The sequence below is a fragment of the Acinetobacter sp. KB005 genome (assembly GCF_049949095.1).
GTDB classification, from domain to species: Bacteria; Pseudomonadota; Gammaproteobacteria; order Pseudomonadales; family Moraxellaceae; genus Acinetobacter; species Acinetobacter calcoaceticus.
In genome coordinates, this window is sequence record NZ_CP188191.1 from 2,772,935 (window position 1) to 2,790,912 (window position 17,978).

Genomic DNA, 17,978 nt, shown 5'->3' on the forward strand with positions numbered 1-17,978 from the left:
ATTTTTTTATTCTAACTTTTAAAAGGATGTATTGTCCTTTTTAATACGGCCGTTAAATTTCAAAGTTCGAGTAAACCTAAGTTTGCTCATTGACCACTGAAAACTTGGCGCACTATGAATCATAACAAAGAAAAACACCGTAAATAGCGGTACAAGTAAGGTACCAAACACAACACTTCCAAATACGCTCATGCCAATTTCATAACGGCTAGCAGCACCTGCGCCTGTCGCAAAAATTAAAGGAATAACTCCCGCACCAAAAGCAAGGGATGTCATCAAAATTGGGCGTAAACGCAACTTTAACGCATCACTTGCTGCGTCGATTTTACTTTTTCCTTGTTTGAGTGCTTGAGTCGCAAACTCCACAATTAGAATTGCATTTTTACAAGACAGGCCAATACCCGTTAATAGAGCAATTTGAAAATAAACATCATTAGGTAAGTTAAAGATCTTGGCAAAAATAATAGTACCCGTAATACCTAAAGGTAGACCTAATAAAATAATGAATGGGACTTTCCAGCTTTCATATAAGGCTGCCAAACATAAGAAAATAAACAAAATAGAAATGACATATAAAAAGATAGCCTGTCGATTAGACTGCTGCTCTTGTAACGAGAGGCCACTCCAAGCAACGTCTACGCCAGATTGTTTAGCAACCATATCCGTAAGTTCTTGCATGGCTTGTCCTGAACTAAAGCCCGAACTGATATTCGCTTCAAGTTGTATAGCAGCCAGTCCCATAAAGCGAGTTAAAGCTTCTGGTCCACCAGTCCACTGACTTTGCGCAAAATGCGCCAGGGAAAGCATCCCTCCTGTATTGTTTCGCACATGCCAGTAAGCTAAGTCTTCAGGTTTAGAGCGAAATTCAGAGTCACCTTGCATAATAATTCTTTTAATTCGACCTCTTTCAACAAAATCACCAACATAGTTTCCACCCCAAGCGGTAGATAAAGTTGAACGTATCGCTTGCTGATCAATTCCCAGCATTTTTGCCTTATTTTGATCGAGTTGAATAAATACTTCGGCTTTATCTTCACTCACAAGGGGACTTAGATTTTCAAATGCTGAATAGTTACGCGCCTCTTTTTCTAAGGCTTTATATTGTTTGATTAATTCATCGCGTCCTTGACCATTTACATCTCTAAGCCAAAGCTCTAGAGCATCAGACTGTCCCAAACCAGATACACTTGGTGGCATTCCTACCATAACTTTAGCTGGCAAGTTTTTTTGCAAATAAGTTTGAGCACGTTCACGAATAGCGCTTGCGGTATTGGCTTCGCCTTTACGCTCATTCCAATGTTTGAGCGAAATAAACGCCACGCCTAAATTTGGACCGCTCCCTGAAAAATTTTGTCCATTAACTACAAGTACCGTATTAATATTTTTGGATTCATGTTCAAAAAAATAATTATTGACGAGCTTTCCAACTTCTTCGGTCTGACTCATCGAAGCACTATTATGCAAACTATAGGGAACAGCAAGTAGTCCTTGATCTTCATTGGGAATAAAGCTTGTAGGCAAACCACGGTAAATCATAAATAAAATAACCGCTATGCCCACAACTAATAGACTGGAAAAGACTTTGAACTGAATTAGGCGAATGGATAAAAAACTAAAAGTTGATCTAACTTTTTGAAGAGCAAGCTCGAGTGCTTGTCCCCATTTTGGCTTTTTATTGTGCTTTTTTAATAAAACTGCACACATTGCTGGTGTAATGGTCATGGCTACAAATAGCGATAACAACATAGCTGCCGCTAAGGTAATAGAAAACTGGCGGTAAATCATACCCGTCGAACCACTAAAAAAGGCCATTGGAATAAATACTGCAGTTAATACCAGTGTAATACCAACCAAAGCACCGCTAATCTCTTGCATCGACATTAAACAAGCTTCACGTACACTCAACTGTTGTTCATGCATAAGTCGTTCAACATTTTCGACCACGACAATCGTGTCATCCACCAGCAACCCAATGGCTAAAACCAGTGCAAATAGGGTAAGGGTGTTAATACTCATTCCAAACAAATACAACACAACAAATGTGCCACTAATTACAATAGGAACCGTAATTGTTGGAATCAGTGTCGCACGCCAATTTTGTAAAAAGAGATACATCACAATAACAACAAGTACAATCGCTTCAAGCAAAGTGATAATGACCTGCTTAATTGACTCTTCTATAAAAGGGGTATTGTCTCTTGGATAGACAATTTTATATCCGGCTGGTAAATGTTGGCTAAGCTGAGCCATTTTTTCTTTAATAAGAGCAGAAGTCTCAATTGCATTGGCATCAGGACTTAAAGAAATACCTAGGCCTGCCGATGGATAACCATTAAGCGTATTAATGCTTTCATAATTTTCTGCACCTAATTCGACTCTCGCGACATCTTTTAAATAAACAAGGCTTCCATCAATATTTGCTTTAACCACTACCGACTTAAAATCATCTATTGTTTTTAAACGTGAACCTGCTTTTACTTTTGCATAAATATTCTGGTCGGAAGCGGAAGGCATTGCACCAATCGAACCAGCAGCAATTTGGGTATTATAATCTTCGAGGGCCTGTTCAATATCACTCGGCACAAGTTGATAATTTCTAAGCTGATTTGGATTTAACCAAATTCGCATGGCATAACTCGAACCAAAAACATCAACCTCACCAATTCCTTGTAACTGGCTTAAAGGTTGTTCAAAGTGATTCACCATATAATCAGATAATTCAATATTGCTGGCTTTTCCTTTTTCATCATATAGCCCAACAATAAGCAGCATATCACCCGTGGTTTTCCATATGTTTACGCCTTGTCTTTGAACTTCCTCCGGCAAACGGTTTAACGCACCATTAATTCGGTTTTGTACTTGTAACTGTGCTTTATCAATATCTGTTCCAATTTTAAAGTGAATATCAATGCTACTCGTTCCCGATGATTCACTATAGGACGTAAAGTAAAGCAAATTATCCAGACCTTTGATTTGTTGTTCTAAAATTTGGGTCACGCTTTCTTCTACAGTGTCAGCAGCTGCACCACGGTAGTTTGCAACAACAGTGACACTGGGCGGAGCAAGGTTTGGATACCGTTCAACAGGCATTGCTAAAGTGGCAAAAAAACCAAAAATAAGAATAGTGATTGCAATGACAGAAACAAAGATGGGGTGATATATAAAAAATCGAGAGAGCATTGTTATGTCTACTTTAAGCTTGTTTTAAATAGGTTTTTAGGCACACGAACGTGTAATGGTAACGCTTTTTTACGGCACAAACAATAATGATTATCATTATACAACTAATAATTATTTTTATCTTGATCAGTAAAAGTCATGCGTATATGATGCTCGGCACATCATAAATGATAATAATTATCACATGGTAATCATTATCCAAAACAAGGGCCGAGAAATGACGTTAACTAAAAAGGCGCTGGTGGTCGCCATCTCAACACTGCTTCCGTTCGCAGTTCAAGCAAACACAGATAGTGAACAGCAGGGCAATACCGAACCAGTTCAAAAACTTAAAACTATTGTGGTTTCAGCAGCATTAAAAGAACAAGATGTTGATAAAGCACCCGCATCGATTAGTGTGATCACGAGTGAAGAGATTGAGCGTAGTGCAGCACTTAGTCTTGCTGATGTTTTACAAAAACAAGCTGGGGTTTATAACTACAATAGTGGGCAGGACAAAATTATTATTCGAGGAATGCAAGATACCTCTGGTAGTTACACACTCATCCTACTTAATGGAAAACGGACATCTTCCTTAGGAGCAATGTGGCGAGGCAATGACTTTGACTGGAGTTCTATTCCTTTAAATAGTATCGAACGTATTGAAGTGATTCGTGGGCCGATGTCATCTCTATATGGGTCTGATGCTATGGGTGGGGTAATCAATATCATTACCAAAAAAGCAGAAGATGGGCAGCTTCATGGTTCGATCTTTGGGCAATATAATCGAGCAGATCGTGGCAATGGTAAAGATCAATTTCGTTACGGGTTTAATCTCTTTGGTGGCTTAACAGATAATCTCAGTTTCTCTCTTGCTGGAGATTCTTATAACCGTGATGCGTGGTATCGAAATGGTAAACCAGACTCAAATGGGGCTTACTTTGTAGAAAAAGACACTAAGAATGTACATGGTACTTTAAGTTGGGATATCAATGACCAACAAACTTTAGATCTAGATTTAGGTTATAGCAAAGATAAGCGACCACTGACTCAAGATGCTGCGACCTCTATTCAAGAAGGTGAAGATGAGCGAACCAATTTTGGTATTACTCATCGAGGGAAATGGAGCTGGGGTAAAACAGAAGCTTATATTGGTAAAGAAACAGCTAAAATTTATGACTATGACAGTGAATACAATGCTCCACAAAGTCGTAATTATAAGCAAGAAAATTTACTAGGACGTGCTTTTGCTAACTTTGACTGGCTCATGAATAACACCACTGCTGGTGTGGATTATAAAGACCAGAAAGTGACAGACCCTGTGGGGTATACATCAGGTGGATCTGAACAAAAAAGTTATGGGGTATTTGTTCAGAACGATACCCACATTAACGATGCACTGACATTAACTTTAGGTGGTCGTTATGATGATTTTGACAATTTTGATGGTAAAGCAACTGGTAAAGCATATTTAGCTTATCAACTGGCAGACGGAGTTATTCTTAAAGGTGGTATTGGACAAGCCTACAAAGTCCCTGGGCCATATCAGTTAGATGCAAATTATGAATTAATTTCATGTGGTGGTAGCTGTTTTATTACAGGAAATCCAAATTTAAAACCTGAAGAAAGTACGAATTACGAAGCATCTTTAATCGTTCGAAAACCAAACTGGAATGCTGGTGTTACAGTATTTGAAAATGATGTTGAGAACTTAATTGAACGTGTTTCTAATCCTAATTCTCCAAATCTAATCAAATATCCATATAAATGGGACAATGTTGCTAAAGCAAAACTAAAAGGTGTGGAACTCAACGGAGGATATGACTTTAGTGATGCTTTAGGTATAACTGCTAATGCGACCTATTTAGATGCTAAAAATGAAGTAACAGGTAAAGACCTCACAGAACGCCCTGAATGGTTAATTAATAGTTCACTTTCATGGGCTATTGTTGAAAATTATCGTATGAATTTAGGTGCAAGCTATGTAGGTAATCAAATGTTGTCTAGTGGTAAAGAGTTACCAGCTTATACAACTTACGATGTCACGTTTACTTCACCACTTTCACCACGTTTAACATTGGACTATGGCGTAAAAAATCTGACCGATGTTGATCTTGAAAATGAAGATGCATCATTCAATACGAAACTCTATGGACGTAATTACTTTGTAAAAGCGACTTATAGTTTCTAAGGTAAAGCTAAGCTCAAAGCCTATTCATAGGGGAATAGGCTTTGCTTTTTTTAATAAATACCCATAATTTTCAAGCAAGTATCGACAAAATAATTTTAATAAATCTTATACTTCTAAACATTAAGGCTAATTAATCATGACGACAACTTCAAAATCATTATTAAACGGACTACCGATAAAAAAATCGAGAATACATGTTTTTGAAATCTTAAATCAGAATCCACAAGGTTTAAGCGCAGACAATATTTATGCTCAAATTAAAAATGAATATAAAATAACGTTAGGAACGATCTATAGAATTTTATCTGAATTTGAAAATCGTAAACTCATCAAAAGAGTATTCTTAGGTAAAAGCAAAAGTATCTACAAAATTAGAAAAGATAAAATGAGCTGTAATCTGATTTGTCTTAAAACATCAGAAGCCTCTAACTTTGAGCATGAGAAAGTTAATGAATTACTTCATGAAGTTATGGAGATTATTTTTGCAAATACTGGAGCAGACATTAGCAGTATTGAACTTAATCTATATACGGAATAAAAAGCTTAGATAGAAAAATAAAGGACAGCTTTTGCTGTCCTTTATTCGACGAGTCTTATTATTTAATTACTTTAATTCGAGTTGTAGCTGGAATAATTAACGGCGAATTCTTAGCGACATAGCTTTCCAAAGCATCAATATCTTGACCACCACCTACACGGTTTTGGCCTTCTTTTAATACCGTAAAGTTATCGCCGCCATCTGCCAAGAAACTATTTACTGTCACGCGATATACTTTACTGTCAACCAACGGTGAACCAGCAACTATGATGTTACTTGCTCGCGGTGAAACAGAAGCATTTGCCGCATATTCATAAGTGAATTCTTTAGATGGCTGTAAAATTCTCGCTGAATTTGCATTTGCACCAGACCATTGTTGTTCAAGTACATCTCTAATCTGTTTGCCAGTCAAGCTCAAAGTCACAATAGAGTTACCAAAGGGTTGAACCGCAAACACATCGCCAAAGGTAATCTGGTTACTACTGTTAATCAGTAGGTCTGCACGTACACCACCTGGGTTCATGAGTGTAAAGTCAGAGCCTTGGTTACTTGCTTTTAAGGCAGCCGCTTGCTGAGCATCGGCAATCATAATACCGAGCGGACTTTCACCACTCTCGACTTGAGTACGACTTACAACCGCTGTTGCAGTTCCAACCACACGACTTGAAATGGTTGTCACAGCTTGGCGGTACTTATCTAAAATGGCTTCAATGCTTGGTGTTTTACTAAATTTTTGATAGAGATCGGTAAGACTTACCGTGGTTGTGCCAGACGTATAGGCCTCACTTTGTATAGGAACTTGTTTAGCATCCTTTTTAATCACATCACCAGTTTTACCATCAAGCTCAACCTTGATATCCGTAATAAGCGTGCCATATTGTCCAGCTGAGGTAAGCAAGAACGGTTTTGCCGGATTTTTTGTAGCATAGTCACAAATATAAGATTGATGCGTATGTCCAGATACAACAATATCAACCGCCGGATTTAATTTATCTAAAACTCCCAAAATCGGACCGCTTAAGCCATCACATGTTTTTTCATTAAACTTAGTACTTGGTGCAGCACCTTCATGAACTACTACAACAATTGCTTCAATGCCTTGTTTTTGTAACTCAGGAATTAAAGCATTTACAGTATCTGCTTCATCACGAAATTCAACGTCTTTAATACCAGCTGCCGAAACAATACTTGGCGTCGCTTTAAGGGTTAAACCAATAAATGCAACTGGAATACCCCCGTAAGTTTTGACTTTATAGGCAGGAAAGATCGTTTTGCTCGCATCATTTTTCATTGCTACGTTAGCTGCAAGAAAATTAAATTTTGCACCACTAAAATTTTTATTAATTTGGCAAGGTGCTGTACTTGTATATTGCTGACATCCACCATTTTGCAAACGGCGTAATTCATCTGTGCCGCGGTCAAATTCATGATTACCCACAGCATTAAAGTCAATTTGAATATCATTCATTACTTCAATGGTCGGTTCATCTAAAAATAAAGAAGAGGTCAGTGGGGAAGCACTAATTAAATCGCCTGCCGAAACCACTGCATTATTTGGATTTTCTGCTTTAAGTTTTTTAATTGCATCGGCAAAGTAACTCACCCCACCCACAGGAATACGAACAGACTGAGCAGCATCATTTGGATTTGGTGCCTCGACATAACGCTTAGGTGGCTCAAGATTTCCGTGAAAGTCATTAAAAGCTAAAATATTTACCGTCTGATTGCTTCTTTGGGCGGGTGCTGTGTCATTATCATCGTCATTACAACCAGCTAATAACGTTATTGTCAGAGAAAGTGTTGTTACTTTAAATAGTGTTGTTAAATTTGTCATTTTTTTATCATTTGATCAATTAAGACGGATAAAAAATACGCTTTTAGTATGAATATTTGATGAAACGTCCAATAAGCAAATATGTTCGAAATATTAAAATTTGGACAAAAAACACAATTATCGAACAATATCTTAGCTAGAGGTTGTCTACAAACCCCAATTTTTTATTTAGAATAAATTTTTAATTGCCATATAAGATTTAATCAAGTGATTCATTTCACAAGATTAATATGAACCGGAGATAATTTATGCAATGGACTAAACCCGCTTTTACTGATTTACGCATTGGTTTTGAAGTTACAATGTACTTCGAAGCGCGTTAATCAGCTTCATCCAAATATGTCATAAGCCCTAGTCTTGTTCTAGGGCTTATCTCTTTCTAATAAGATATTAATTTTATGTATATTTATGTTTTAGGTTCAGCTGCCGGAGGCGGGTTCCCGCAGTGGAATTGTAATTGCCCGAATTGTCATGGTGTCCGTACAGGTACGATTAATGCCAAACCCCGTACTCAATCATCAATTGCGGTTTCAGAAAACGGCGTAGACTGGATTTTATTAAACGCATCACCTGATATTCGTCAGCAGCTTTTCGAATTTAAAGCAGCCCAACCAGCTCGTAAATTGCGTGATACAGGAATAACGAGCGTTATTTTAATGGACAGTCAGTTAGACCATACGACTGGGCTTTTAACCTTACGTGAAGGTTGCCCAATGAATGTGTGGTGTACAGAAATGGTCCACCAAGATTTAACGAGCGGCTTTCCAGTTTTTAATATGCTCAAACATTGGAATGGTGGTCTTCAATATCATGAGATTAACCCAAAACAAGCTTTTAAAATTGATAGTTTTGAAAATTTAGAATTTTTACCTTTAATTATTAAAAGTGCTGCGCCACCATATTCACCACATCGAAATGACCCACATGACGGCGATAACATTGCCTTAGTTATCAAAGACCATAAAACACAAAAACAGTTGTTCTATGCGCCGGGTCTTGGAAAAATTGATGATCAAATCATGCAGATTATGCAGAGTTCAGACTGCGTCATGATTGATGGAACGCTCTGGACAGATGATGAAATGCAACAAACAGGGGTTGGTAAAAAAACTGGTCGTGAAATGGGGCATTTATACATTAGTGGCGAAGGTGGTTCGCTGTCTTATTTGAACCAACTGAGTACACCTAAAAAAGTACTTATTCATATTAACAATACCAATCCAATTTTAAATGAAAACTCTAGCCAGTTTGCTGAGCTTAAAGCAAATGGTGTAGAAGTTGCCTATGATGGCATGCAGATTGAACTCTAAGGTGAACCATGACTCAAACACCTGAAGCTTTAACAACAGAGCAATTTAAACAAGCGATTATTGATAAGGGCCAGTATTATCATATCTATCATCCATTTCACGTGATGATGTATGAAGGTCGCGCAACTCAACAACAAATTCAGGCTTGGGTTGCAAACCGCTATTACTATCAAATTAATATTCCGCTCAAAGATGCAGCCATTATGGCGAATTGCCCAGACCAACGCGTCCGTCAAGAATGGATTCAACGCATGATCGATCAAGATGGTGAATATCCTGATGGCGGTGGTCGAGAAGCATGGTTAGGGTTAGCCGAAGCTGTGGGCTTGAGTCGTGAACAAGTGATTTCTGAAGAACTGGTATTACCAGGTGTTCGATTTGCTGTAGATGCCTATGTGAACTTCGCACGTCGTGCTTCATGGCGGGAAGCAGCAAGTAGTTCTTTAACTGAACTTTTCGCCCCGAAAATTCATCAATCACGTCTAGAGTCGTGGCCACAGCACTACCCATGGATTGATGATAAAGGCTATGAGTATTTCCGTTCACGTTTAAGTCAGGCACGCCGTGACGTTGAACATGGCTTAACGATTACGCTTGATTCATTTACGACTCTTGAGCAACAAGAACGAATGCTTGAAATATTGCAGTTTAAGCTGGATATTTTATGGAGCATTTTAGATGCTTTAACACTTGCATATGTTCACAATGAAGCACCATATCACAGTGTGACTAGCAAACGGGTTTGGCACAAAGGACTATTTAAATGAATAAAGAGCAGTTTGATTTAAACCTTGTGCCGACATGGCGACAAGGTTACCGTTTTCAGTTCGAGCCAGCTCAAAATGGTTTTGTGATTTTATATCCTGAAGGCATGATCAAGTTAAATGAAAGTGCAGGGGCAATCGGACAATATATTGATGGACAGCAAAATGTTTCCGCAATTATTGCTCAGTTAAAGCAAAAATTTGGTGATATTGCTGAGATTGATCAGGATGTAATAGATTACATGCTGGTCGCAAAGCAGCAGCACTGGATTGACTTGGTATGACAGAAGGTGTTGGACTACCTTTATGGTTATTAGCGGAACTCACTTATCGTTGTCCGCTACAATGCCCATATTGCTCAAACCCATTGGACTATGCTCAGCATAAAAATGAACTGACCACCCAAGAGTGGTTCGATGTTTTTGATCAGGCACGTCAGATGGGTGCCGTTCAACTTGGTTTTTCTGGTGGTGAACCACTGGTACGCCAAGATTTAGAAGAGCTGGTTGCACATGCTCACCAACAAGGGTTTTATACTAACCTCATTACCTCGGGCATGGGACTCACCGAACAACGCATTGCCAATCTAAAACAAGCAGGGTTAGATCACATTCAAGTGAGCTTTCAAGCTAGTGATCCTGTGGTAAATGATGCCTTGGCAGGTTCAAAGCATGCTTTTGAACAAAAGTATGAAATGTGCCGACTGGTTAAAAAATACGATTATCCGATGGTGCTCAATTTTGTAATTCATCGGCATAACATTGACCAGATTGAACAAATTATTGAACTTTGCCTAGAGCTCAATGCAGACACAGTCGAGTTAGCAATTTGTCAGTTTTACGGTTGGGCTTTTTTAAACCGCCAAGGTTTGCTACCAACACAAGAACAACTAACACGTGCCGAACGCATTACCAATGAATATCGAGAAAAATTAAAAGCGCAAAATCATCCCTGCAAACTCATTTTTGTAGTGCCTGATTATTATGAAGAAAGACCAAAAGCCTGTATGAATGGCTGGGGTAAAATCTTCTTTACAGTTGCTCCAGATGGTATGGCGCTGCCTTGCCATGCAGCACGACAATTACCAATTTCGTTTCCAAACGTCCGTGAACATACATTGTCCGATATCTGGTACAAATCAACTGGATTTAATCATTTCCGTGGCGATGCATGGATGCCAGAGGGCTGCCGCAGTTGCCCTGATAAAGACCGAGATTTTGGTGGATGCCGCTGTCAGGCCTATATGTTGACCGGCGATGCTGCTAATGCTGATCCTGTATGTGGGAAATCGCCGTATCATCAAATTATTGAGCAAGCACGTACAGAAAGTCATGTAGCAGCTTCCCTACAACAACTTGTGTTTCGGAATAGTAGAAATTCTAAATCTTTAAGTGCTAAACAAAATATTCCAGTCCACACAATTACAGATAAATAGCAAGAGCGGGAATCCCATGAAGCCTAGCCATATTCCAGTTTTTGATGGACATAATGATGCATTAACGCGTTTATGGCTAAGTGATCATGCAGATCCTGTACATGCTTTTCTGTACGAACTTTTAGCAGGCCATCTTGACCTAAAACGCTGCCAGCAAGCTGGCTTTGTTGGTGGAATGTTTGCCATTTTTTTACCTCCCTTTAGCTATGTGCAACAACATCATCCCAATAAACTTTTTGATCAAAATGCTTCTGATTTTATCCAGCAGCAAATTGAACAGATTTGCTTAGAGCAACTCGATATAGCACACCAACTCGCGCAACGTTCTACGGACATTCAAATTTGCACATCAGTTCAGGATATTCAGGGTTGTGTAGACACACAGAAACTGGGAATTGTGCTGCATATGGAAGGTGCAGAAGCTTTACAGCAAAACTCCGATTTACTTGATGTATTTTATGATAAAGGTCTACGTAGTATCGGCCCACTTTGGAATAGGCCCAGTCGTTTTGGACATGGTTTAAATGCTAAGTTTCCTCACTCACCTGACACAGGAGCTGGTCTTACCCAAGACGGCAAAGCCTTTATAAAGCGATGTGCTGATAAAAAAATGGTGATTGATGTTTCCCATATGAATGAACAGGCTTTTTGGGATACTGTAGATCTATTGCAACAGCCAATCGTAGCCACACACTCTAATGCACATGCTTTATGTCCTCAAGCCCGTAATTTAACTGACAAGCAGCTTAAAGCTATTCGAGAAAGTAAAGGTATAGTCGGGGTGAATTTCGATGTTGCTTTTTTACGCTCAGATGGGCAACGTAATGCAAATACATCTATAGATGTAATTTTAGACCATCTTGATTATTTGTTAGATCGACTTGGTGAAGAACATGTAGGTTTTGGTTCTGATTTCGACGGTGCACTCATCGGGACTGAGCTTGAAGATGTTATGGGTCTACATAAACTTATTCATCACATGCAACAGCGAGTCTACTCAAGCGAACTCATTGAAAAACTATGTTTTACGAATTGGATAAACGTGCTTTATCGGATTCTGGGTGAATAGTTTTAGAGCTAAACGTATTGAACATAACTAATTATTTGCATTTTTTGATTGGCTGAAATGACTAAAAAAAATACAAATGGTTTAATTGTCAACCATTCGGTAAATTCACTAAACTCAACCTTACTGAATGTAAGAACATTTAGTATTTCAGGTCTTTTGTGGTTTTCACATTACCCATTTCTTCATGAGAAGTAGAAATGGGTTTTTTCTTATCTAAATTATATAAACGTGATTTCCATCACAATAACCACTAATTATTGGTAAAACCCTTCAATCCCATCTTGACTAAAAGTTCAGCATTAAATACATTTGTAGTGTATTTAAAGATAATAAGATTGTTTTAAAGCAATTCATAATACTGCTTAATCCTGAAATACAGTAAAAGCCTATTCAAAAACAGAATAGGCTTTTTACTTTGTATCAAAATTTATTTTTTTAACTATTGCACTATTCAATTAACATAAAAATTAAATACCTTACAAAAGCGGAGCAAATGAAAGCCGTTAAATAACAAATTATGTGCTATTAATTTAAGTTGATTTTTCAAAAAATACTCCGTTAATCGAAGAGGTGCAAAATGTTAAAGTCAATTATAGTATTGGGAACAGGTATTGCGATTGGGATGTGTGTGTACAAGAAAAAGCAAAAAAACAGTAAGAGTTTTAACACAGATAGCGATACTGACTCAGTGATTAGTAAAGACAGTGCTAAAAATCAAGATGATGGCCAGCTTGATAACGCTGTAAAAGTTTAGAGTTAAATAAAAAGGGGTTCAGATAATGAACCCTTTAATTTTTATTAAAAATAAAAATTAATAATTATTTTGGATAGATTAACTTAAATATAATATTTAAATTAAATAATCACTCAACTATTCATTTAATTATTGCAGAAGCATGATTAAAATAAAAAAACACTTTCATTATTAAAATTTACATATTGTATCAGAGGAGTCTTTATTATTATCGATGCGAATAATAAAAATGGAGACTAGAATGTCAAAGCGCCATATTTTAAAAGAAGTAAATGCCAAAAGTATGTGTGGTATGGAAATTGTGGTTGAACAAATTTATGAAAATATTGATGAGAAAAGCTTTATCGAAGCTGGAATAGAGCAAAACTGGTTGCCACTTTCTAAAATTGTGATTTCGGATAAAGTCATTAATTTAGATCAAGATAATACCTTTGCTCATCCAAGAACAGGCAAGGTCTTTAAAGTCCTTAACTCTTAATCGATTCTTACTTCTCTAGTACAGTTTTATAATTCTAAGTTATTGAGGCGAAACACAGATAAGTTTCGCCTCAATGCATTTAACTAAGAGCTAATTTTCTTCTTAGAGAAGAATTTTTCTGCTGCTCCCAACACAAATATAAAGAATACTGGGACAAAAAAGATTGCCAGAATCGTCGCAGATATCATCCCTCCAAATACGCCTGTACCTAGCGCATGTTGAGTTTCTGAACTCGCTCCACTTGCAATCACCAATGGAATCACACCACAAGTAAAGGCAAGGGAAGTCATTAGAATTGGGCGTAAGCGTAATTTCGCTGCTGCAACGGCTGCTTCAACTAAACTCATTCCTTCTTCTTTGAGCATTTTTGCGAACTCAACAATTAAGATCGCATTTTTGGCAGATAGGCCAATAATGGTAATTAGACCAATTTTGAAGAAAATATCATTTGGTATTTCTCTTAAAATAATAGCTAAAATTGCACCAAAGATTCCTAAAGGAACAACCAGCATAACTGATAACGGAATTGACCAACTTTCATAAAGTGCAGCTAACACTAAAAACACGACCAACATTGATAAAGCAATAAGAAATACCATTTGAGATTCAGACTGTTTTTCCTGCAAAGAAATACCTGTCCACTCATAACCAATTCCTTGAGGAAGCTTAGCAATAAGGTTTTCCATTTCTCGCATCGCATCGCCAGAAGATACACCCATGTTAGGAACACCAGCGATACTTAATGAAGGACGGCCATTGTAGCGATTATATTGCTGAGGCAACTTATTCCACTGAGGAGTTACAACCTCAGATAGAGAAACCAGTTGTCCGTTTGCGCCCGCAACCTTCAAACTTAAAATATCTTTTAAGTGCATTCGTGATTTTGCATTGGCTTGAACAATAACTTGCTGCATTCGTCCTTGGTTCGGAAAATCATTGATATACATTGACCCCATTGAAGTCGAAATAATATCTGAAACTGAAGCAAAACTTACACCTAGAGCACTTAACTTCTCACGGTCTATTTTCAAGCTAATATTGTCACCTTCGGGTAAACCTTCAGGATAAACCATATAAAACTTTTTGTTTTGAGCAGCCATTTCCATAAGTTTTTCTTGTGCAGAAATTAAGGCAGGCATTCCTAAATTTGCTTTGTCTTGTAAGCGCAAGCTAAAGCCTGAAGATGTACCTAATTCATCAATGGCAGGAGGAAGTACAGACATCGTTGTACCTTCTTTACTATTCGCCATTTCTGCATTAATGAAGTTAGTATAGTCGGTCGTGGATTTATCACGTTCACTAAAATCTTTTAAGGTTGTAAAAGCGAGTGCTACGTTTTGTCCAGCGCCACTAAATCCCCAGCCCATAATTGAAATATTGCTTTTTACATCTGACCGCTCGTTTAAATGGTCTTCAAATTCTTTGACGATTTTTTGAGTTCGTTCAGCTGTTGCATCGGATGGTAACTGGAATGAAGTCAAAAACCAGCCCTGATCTTCTTCAGGCATAAAAGCAGTTGGCCAATATTTCATTCCTGCAAAAGTTAGCCCCGTAATCACCACAAAAATGACTAAAGTCGGAATAGTATGTTTAACGACTTTAAGTAGAAGAACTTCATATTTTTTTGTGACTTTGTCAAAGCTACGATCAAACCATGCATAAAATCCTTTCTTTTGATGATGTGCATCAATCGGTTTTAATAAGGTTGCGCAAAGGGCGGGTGTAAGAGTAAGTGCTAAAAATGCCGAGAATAAAATTGAAACCGACATGGTAATAGTAAACTGGCGATAGATAATGCCGACCGAACCACTCGCCAAAGCCATGGGTAAAAACACTGCTGCCAACACCAAAGTAATACCAATAATCGGGCTGGTAATTTCGGTCATGGCCTTTGAAGTTGCTTCTTTAGGTGCTAAACCTTCGGTTGCCATAATCCGTTCAACATTCTCAACGACCACAATCGCGTCATCGACAATAATCCCGATCGCAAGCACCATACCAAACATGGTTAACACATTAATTGAGTAACCTGTTAAAAGCATGATGGTAAAGGTACCAAGCAGGGCAATTGGAGCCACAATCGCAGGAATTAAGGTATAGCGAACATTATGAAGAAATAGATACATCACAATAAAAACCAAAACCATGGCTTCAATTAATGTATGAACTACTTTTTCTATCGAAACCTTAACAAAAGGCGCAGTATCGTATGGAACACTAAACTGCATACCTTCGGGTAAATTTACTTTTAATTCTTCGAGTTTCTGTTTGACACCTTCCGCTGTTTTTACCGCATTTGCACCAGGGCTAAGTTGAACCGCCGCAGCAGTTGCAGGTTTACCATTTTCTAAAATGGCAAAGTTATATGACTGAGCGCCCATTTCTACATCGGCTACATCCGACAACTTAATGTTGGCACCACTAATGTTGCTCTTTAGACTAATATTTTTGAACTGCTCAACATTTTCAAGCTGTCCTTGAGCTGACAAAGGTACGGTAATTAGTTGACCGTTAATTAAAGGCCTATCGCCAAGCCGACCCGGTGCAATATCAATATTATTATTTCGAATCGCATTGTTTACATCGCTTATTGATAATCCATAAGAGACTAACTTGTTTGGATCTACCCAAATCCGCATTGCTTTCTCAGCACCGAAGGATTGAATTTTTCCAACACCTTCAACACGTTTAAGCTCTTCAACCACATTACGAACCAGATAGTCACTCAAATCTACTTCTGAATAGCGGTGATTAGGTGAATTTAAGCCTACAAGCATTAAAAAGCCTGATGAAGATGCTTCTACAGATAAACCTTGTTGGCGGACGACTTGTGGTAATCGTGCTTCAACAGCCTTAATTTTATTCTGTACATCGACTTGAGCCATATCGACATCGGTACCGGGTTTAAAAGTCGCGGTAATTTCAGCAGTACCAGATGAATCGGTTGTCGCACTATAGTAGAGTAGGTTTTTTACTCCCGACATTTCCCGTTCAATGAGGGTAATGACGCTATCATTAATAGTTTTGGGAGTAGCGCCCGGATAACTTGCTGTAATGTTGACTTCAGGTGGTGCGACACTCGGAAAGCGGGCAATGGGTAACTTTGGAATACTGAGTACACCAAATAAAATAATAAAAATCGCAATGACCCATGCAAAAATAGGACGGTGAATAAAGAATTGAGACATCATTTCGTGTCTCCTTGCTTCGCCGTATTTTCTGCTGAAGCTGCTTTCCATACGGAAATCGCCAGCTTCTGGTTTGGCTGAATACGTTCTATACCTTCAACAACAACTTTGTCGCCTGCTTTAAGCCCTTTATTGATGAGATAAAATTGCTCATATTGTTGCCCCAATTCTACAGGGCGAACGTCTGCACCACCTTTGGCATTTACCACGTAGACTTGCGGGTCGCCGTTCATATTGCGCTGAATTGCTTGTTCTGGAACGAGTAAAGCCTGAGGAACCGAAGCACGTTCAATAGTGACGCGCACATACATGCCCGGAAGTAATTTTCTTTCAGAGTTATTTACTTCAATACGGATGGTGACATCGCCAGTTTCAGGGTCAACATTAATGTCTTCAAAAAGCATTTTTGCCGAGACGTTATAGGGTTGTCCTAAACTATTTAGAATCTGCACATCTTTTTGATTGTTGGCAGATAGCTCTCCACTTTGTAAAGCTGCCTGTAAACGCTCATATTCACCAATAGACTGTTTTACATCGACATACACACGATCAATTTGTTGAATTGTAGCCATAGTATTGCTATCACCTTGGCTAACTAATGCACCTTCAGTCACAAATGATTTACCAATACGTCCTGAAATCGGTGCTCGTACTGTCGCGTACCGTAAATTAAGATTTTGGCGAGCCAACAAAGCTTTCATTTGGGCAACATCTGCAATCGATTGTCGATATTGCGCTTCGGCGTTACTCACTTCTTGCTTACTAATTGCGTTACTTGGTAAAAGTTGCTGATAGCGTTCGAGTTGTATTTTTAAACGATTTACTTCCGCTTCTGCTTTATTTAGCCCAGCTCGATTACTATTTACATCTGCCTCAAATGTCTCTGAGTTTATTTTATATAGCGGTTGTCCAGCTTTAACTTCACTACCTTGAGCAAATAAAACTTTTTCAATAATGCCACCAACTTGAGGGCGAATTTCGGCAGTCCTGAAAGCTTGAACGCGAGCGGGCAAATTTTCGCTAAAATTAATCGGCTGCGGTTGAACTGAAATAACGGTAACTTTAGCTGTAGATACCTGTGTTTGATCACTTGCTTGTTCTGTCCCACAACCATGTAACACAAGACTGAAAGATAAAACGAATGGAACTAAAAAATGCTTTTGCACTTTTATAACACCTAATGGACTTCTAGATGCTGACATTATTTTTGATATGTGTGTAACGAAAATCACGAATATGTGGAAAAAGTGTGGAGATT

At 38.2% G+C, this 17,978-nt stretch carries 14 protein-coding genes; 10 read left to right on the plus strand and 4 right to left on the minus strand.

Translation table 11 applies throughout. The features are described 5' to 3' along the window. Positions 1–18 precede the first annotated feature (18 nt). Positions 19–3,180, minus strand: coding sequence for a multidrug efflux RND transporter permease subunit (locus ACPF64_RS13320; protein WP_426453802.1), 3,162 nt, complete (start codon positions 3,178–3,180; stop codon positions 19–21). A gap of 217 nt (positions 3,181–3,397) precedes the next feature. Here ACPF64_RS13320 and ACPF64_RS13325 point away from each other — a divergent pair, with 217 nt between their 5' ends. After that, positions 3,398–5,350: a TonB-dependent receptor plug domain-containing protein gene (locus ACPF64_RS13325; protein WP_426453804.1), complete on the plus strand. Its 1,953-nt coding sequence runs from the start codon at positions 3,398–3,400 to the stop codon at positions 5,348–5,350. A gap of 136 nt (positions 5,351–5,486) precedes the next feature. Continuing rightward, positions 5,487–5,888 carry a transcriptional repressor gene (locus ACPF64_RS13330; protein WP_004642804.1) on the plus strand — a complete coding sequence of 134 codons (402 nt, stop codon included), beginning with the start codon at positions 5,487–5,489 and terminating at the stop codon, positions 5,886–5,888. A gap of 58 nt (positions 5,889–5,946) precedes the next feature. Here the strand turns inward: ACPF64_RS13330 and ACPF64_RS13335 are convergent, their stop codons facing one another. After that, positions 5,947–7,722, minus strand: a complete 1,776-nt coding sequence (locus ACPF64_RS13335; RefSeq protein WP_426453807.1) for a bifunctional metallophosphatase/5'-nucleotidase — start codon at positions 7,720–7,722, stop codon at positions 5,947–5,949. Positions 7,723–7,970: 248 nt separating this feature from the next. Here ACPF64_RS13335 and pqqA point away from each other — a divergent pair, with 248 nt between their 5' ends. The 8 genes from pqqA to ACPF64_RS13375 all read left to right on the plus strand — a co-directional run bounded on the left by pqqA (position 7,971) and on the right by ACPF64_RS13375 (position 13,532). Further along, complete coding sequence (gene pqqA, locus ACPF64_RS13340) at positions 7,971–8,045, plus strand: pyrroloquinoline quinone precursor peptide PqqA (protein ID WP_001982218.1); 75 nt, start codon at positions 7,971–7,973, stop codon at positions 8,043–8,045. Between the two features lie 75 nt (positions 8,046–8,120). Continuing rightward, positions 8,121–9,032 carry a pyrroloquinoline quinone biosynthesis protein PqqB gene (pqqB, locus tag ACPF64_RS13345; RefSeq protein WP_209830781.1) on the plus strand — a complete coding sequence of 304 codons (912 nt, stop codon included), beginning with the start codon at positions 8,121–8,123 and terminating at the stop codon, positions 9,030–9,032. Between the two features lie 8 nt (positions 9,033–9,040). Then, positions 9,041–9,799, plus strand: a complete 759-nt coding sequence (gene pqqC / locus ACPF64_RS13350; RefSeq protein ID WP_426453810.1) for a pyrroloquinoline-quinone synthase PqqC — start codon at positions 9,041–9,043, stop codon at positions 9,797–9,799. Next, the gene (gene pqqD / locus ACPF64_RS13355) at positions 9,796–10,080 is read left to right on the plus strand and encodes a pyrroloquinoline quinone biosynthesis peptide chaperone PqqD (protein ID WP_003651748.1); all 285 of its coding nucleotides are present in this window, start codon (positions 9,796–9,798) and stop codon (positions 10,078–10,080) included. The genes pqqC and pqqD overlap by 4 nt, the downstream gene beginning before the upstream one ends. Then, entirely contained in the window at positions 10,077–11,231 is a 1,155-nt protein-coding gene (gene pqqE / locus ACPF64_RS13360; protein WP_426453812.1) for a pyrroloquinoline quinone biosynthesis protein PqqE, read from the plus strand. Before pqqD ends, pqqE begins: the two co-directional genes overlap by 4 nt. A 16-nt stretch (positions 11,232–11,247) precedes the next feature. Further along, positions 11,248–12,300 (plus strand): dipeptidase, encoded by a 1,053-nt coding sequence (locus ACPF64_RS13365; protein ID WP_426453814.1) that lies wholly within the window; start codon positions 11,248–11,250, stop codon positions 12,298–12,300. 577 nt (positions 12,301–12,877) lie between these two features. Beyond that, positions 12,878–13,054: a hypothetical protein gene (locus tag ACPF64_RS13370; protein WP_003651752.1), complete on the plus strand. Its 177-nt coding sequence runs from the start codon at positions 12,878–12,880 to the stop codon at positions 13,052–13,054. A gap of 241 nt (positions 13,055–13,295) precedes the next feature. Next, complete coding sequence (locus ACPF64_RS13375; RefSeq protein ID WP_161282161.1) at positions 13,296–13,532, plus strand: hypothetical protein; 237 nt, start codon at positions 13,296–13,298, stop codon at positions 13,530–13,532. A gap of 83 nt (positions 13,533–13,615) precedes the next feature. Here the strand turns inward: ACPF64_RS13375 and ACPF64_RS13380 are convergent, their stop codons facing one another. Further along, positions 13,616–16,723 carry an AdeB/AdeJ family multidrug efflux RND transporter permease subunit gene (locus ACPF64_RS13380; RefSeq protein WP_426453817.1) on the minus strand — a complete coding sequence of 1,036 codons (3,108 nt, stop codon included), beginning with the start codon at positions 16,721–16,723 and terminating at the stop codon, positions 13,616–13,618. After that, entirely contained in the window at positions 16,720–17,886 is a 1,167-nt protein-coding gene (locus ACPF64_RS13385) for an efflux RND transporter periplasmic adaptor subunit (RefSeq protein WP_426453819.1), read from the minus strand. Before ACPF64_RS13385 ends, ACPF64_RS13380 begins: the two co-directional genes overlap by 4 nt. Between the last annotated feature and the right edge of the window lie 92 nt (positions 17,887–17,978).

Excerpts from the sequence above, each read along its gene's own strand:
- ACPF64_RS13320 (WP_426453802.1), bottom strand. The coding sequence starts at position 3,180 with ATGCTCTCTCGATTTTTTATATATCACCCCATCTTTGTTTCTGTCATT.
- ACPF64_RS13325 (WP_426453804.1), top strand. The coding sequence starts at position 3,398 with ATGACGTTAACTAAAAAGGCGCTGGTGGTCGCCATCTCAACACTGCTT.
- pqqC (WP_426453810.1), top strand. The coding sequence starts at position 9,041 with ATGACTCAAACACCTGAAGCTTTAACAACAGAGCAATTTAAACAAGCG.
- pqqE (WP_426453812.1), top strand. The coding sequence starts at position 10,077 with ATGACAGAAGGTGTTGGACTACCTTTATGGTTATTAGCGGAACTCACT.
- pqqD (WP_003651748.1), top strand. The coding sequence starts at position 9,796 with ATGAATAAAGAGCAGTTTGATTTAAACCTTGTGCCGACATGGCGACAA.
- ACPF64_RS13380 (WP_426453817.1), bottom strand. The coding sequence starts at position 16,723 with ATGATGTCTCAATTCTTTATTCACCGTCCTATTTTTGCATGGGTCATT.
- ACPF64_RS13370 (WP_003651752.1), top strand. The coding sequence starts at position 12,878 with ATGTTAAAGTCAATTATAGTATTGGGAACAGGTATTGCGATTGGGATG.
- ACPF64_RS13335 (WP_426453807.1), bottom strand. The coding sequence starts at position 7,722 with ATGACAAATTTAACAACACTATTTAAAGTAACAACACTTTCTCTGACA.
- ACPF64_RS13330 (WP_004642804.1), top strand. The coding sequence starts at position 5,487 with ATGACGACAACTTCAAAATCATTATTAAACGGACTACCGATAAAAAAA.
- ACPF64_RS13375 (WP_161282161.1), top strand. The coding sequence starts at position 13,296 with ATGTCAAAGCGCCATATTTTAAAAGAAGTAAATGCCAAAAGTATGTGT.
- pqqB (WP_209830781.1), top strand. The coding sequence starts at position 8,121 with ATGTATATTTATGTTTTAGGTTCAGCTGCCGGAGGCGGGTTCCCGCAG.
- ACPF64_RS13365 (WP_426453814.1), top strand. The coding sequence starts at position 11,248 with ATGAAGCCTAGCCATATTCCAGTTTTTGATGGACATAATGATGCATTA.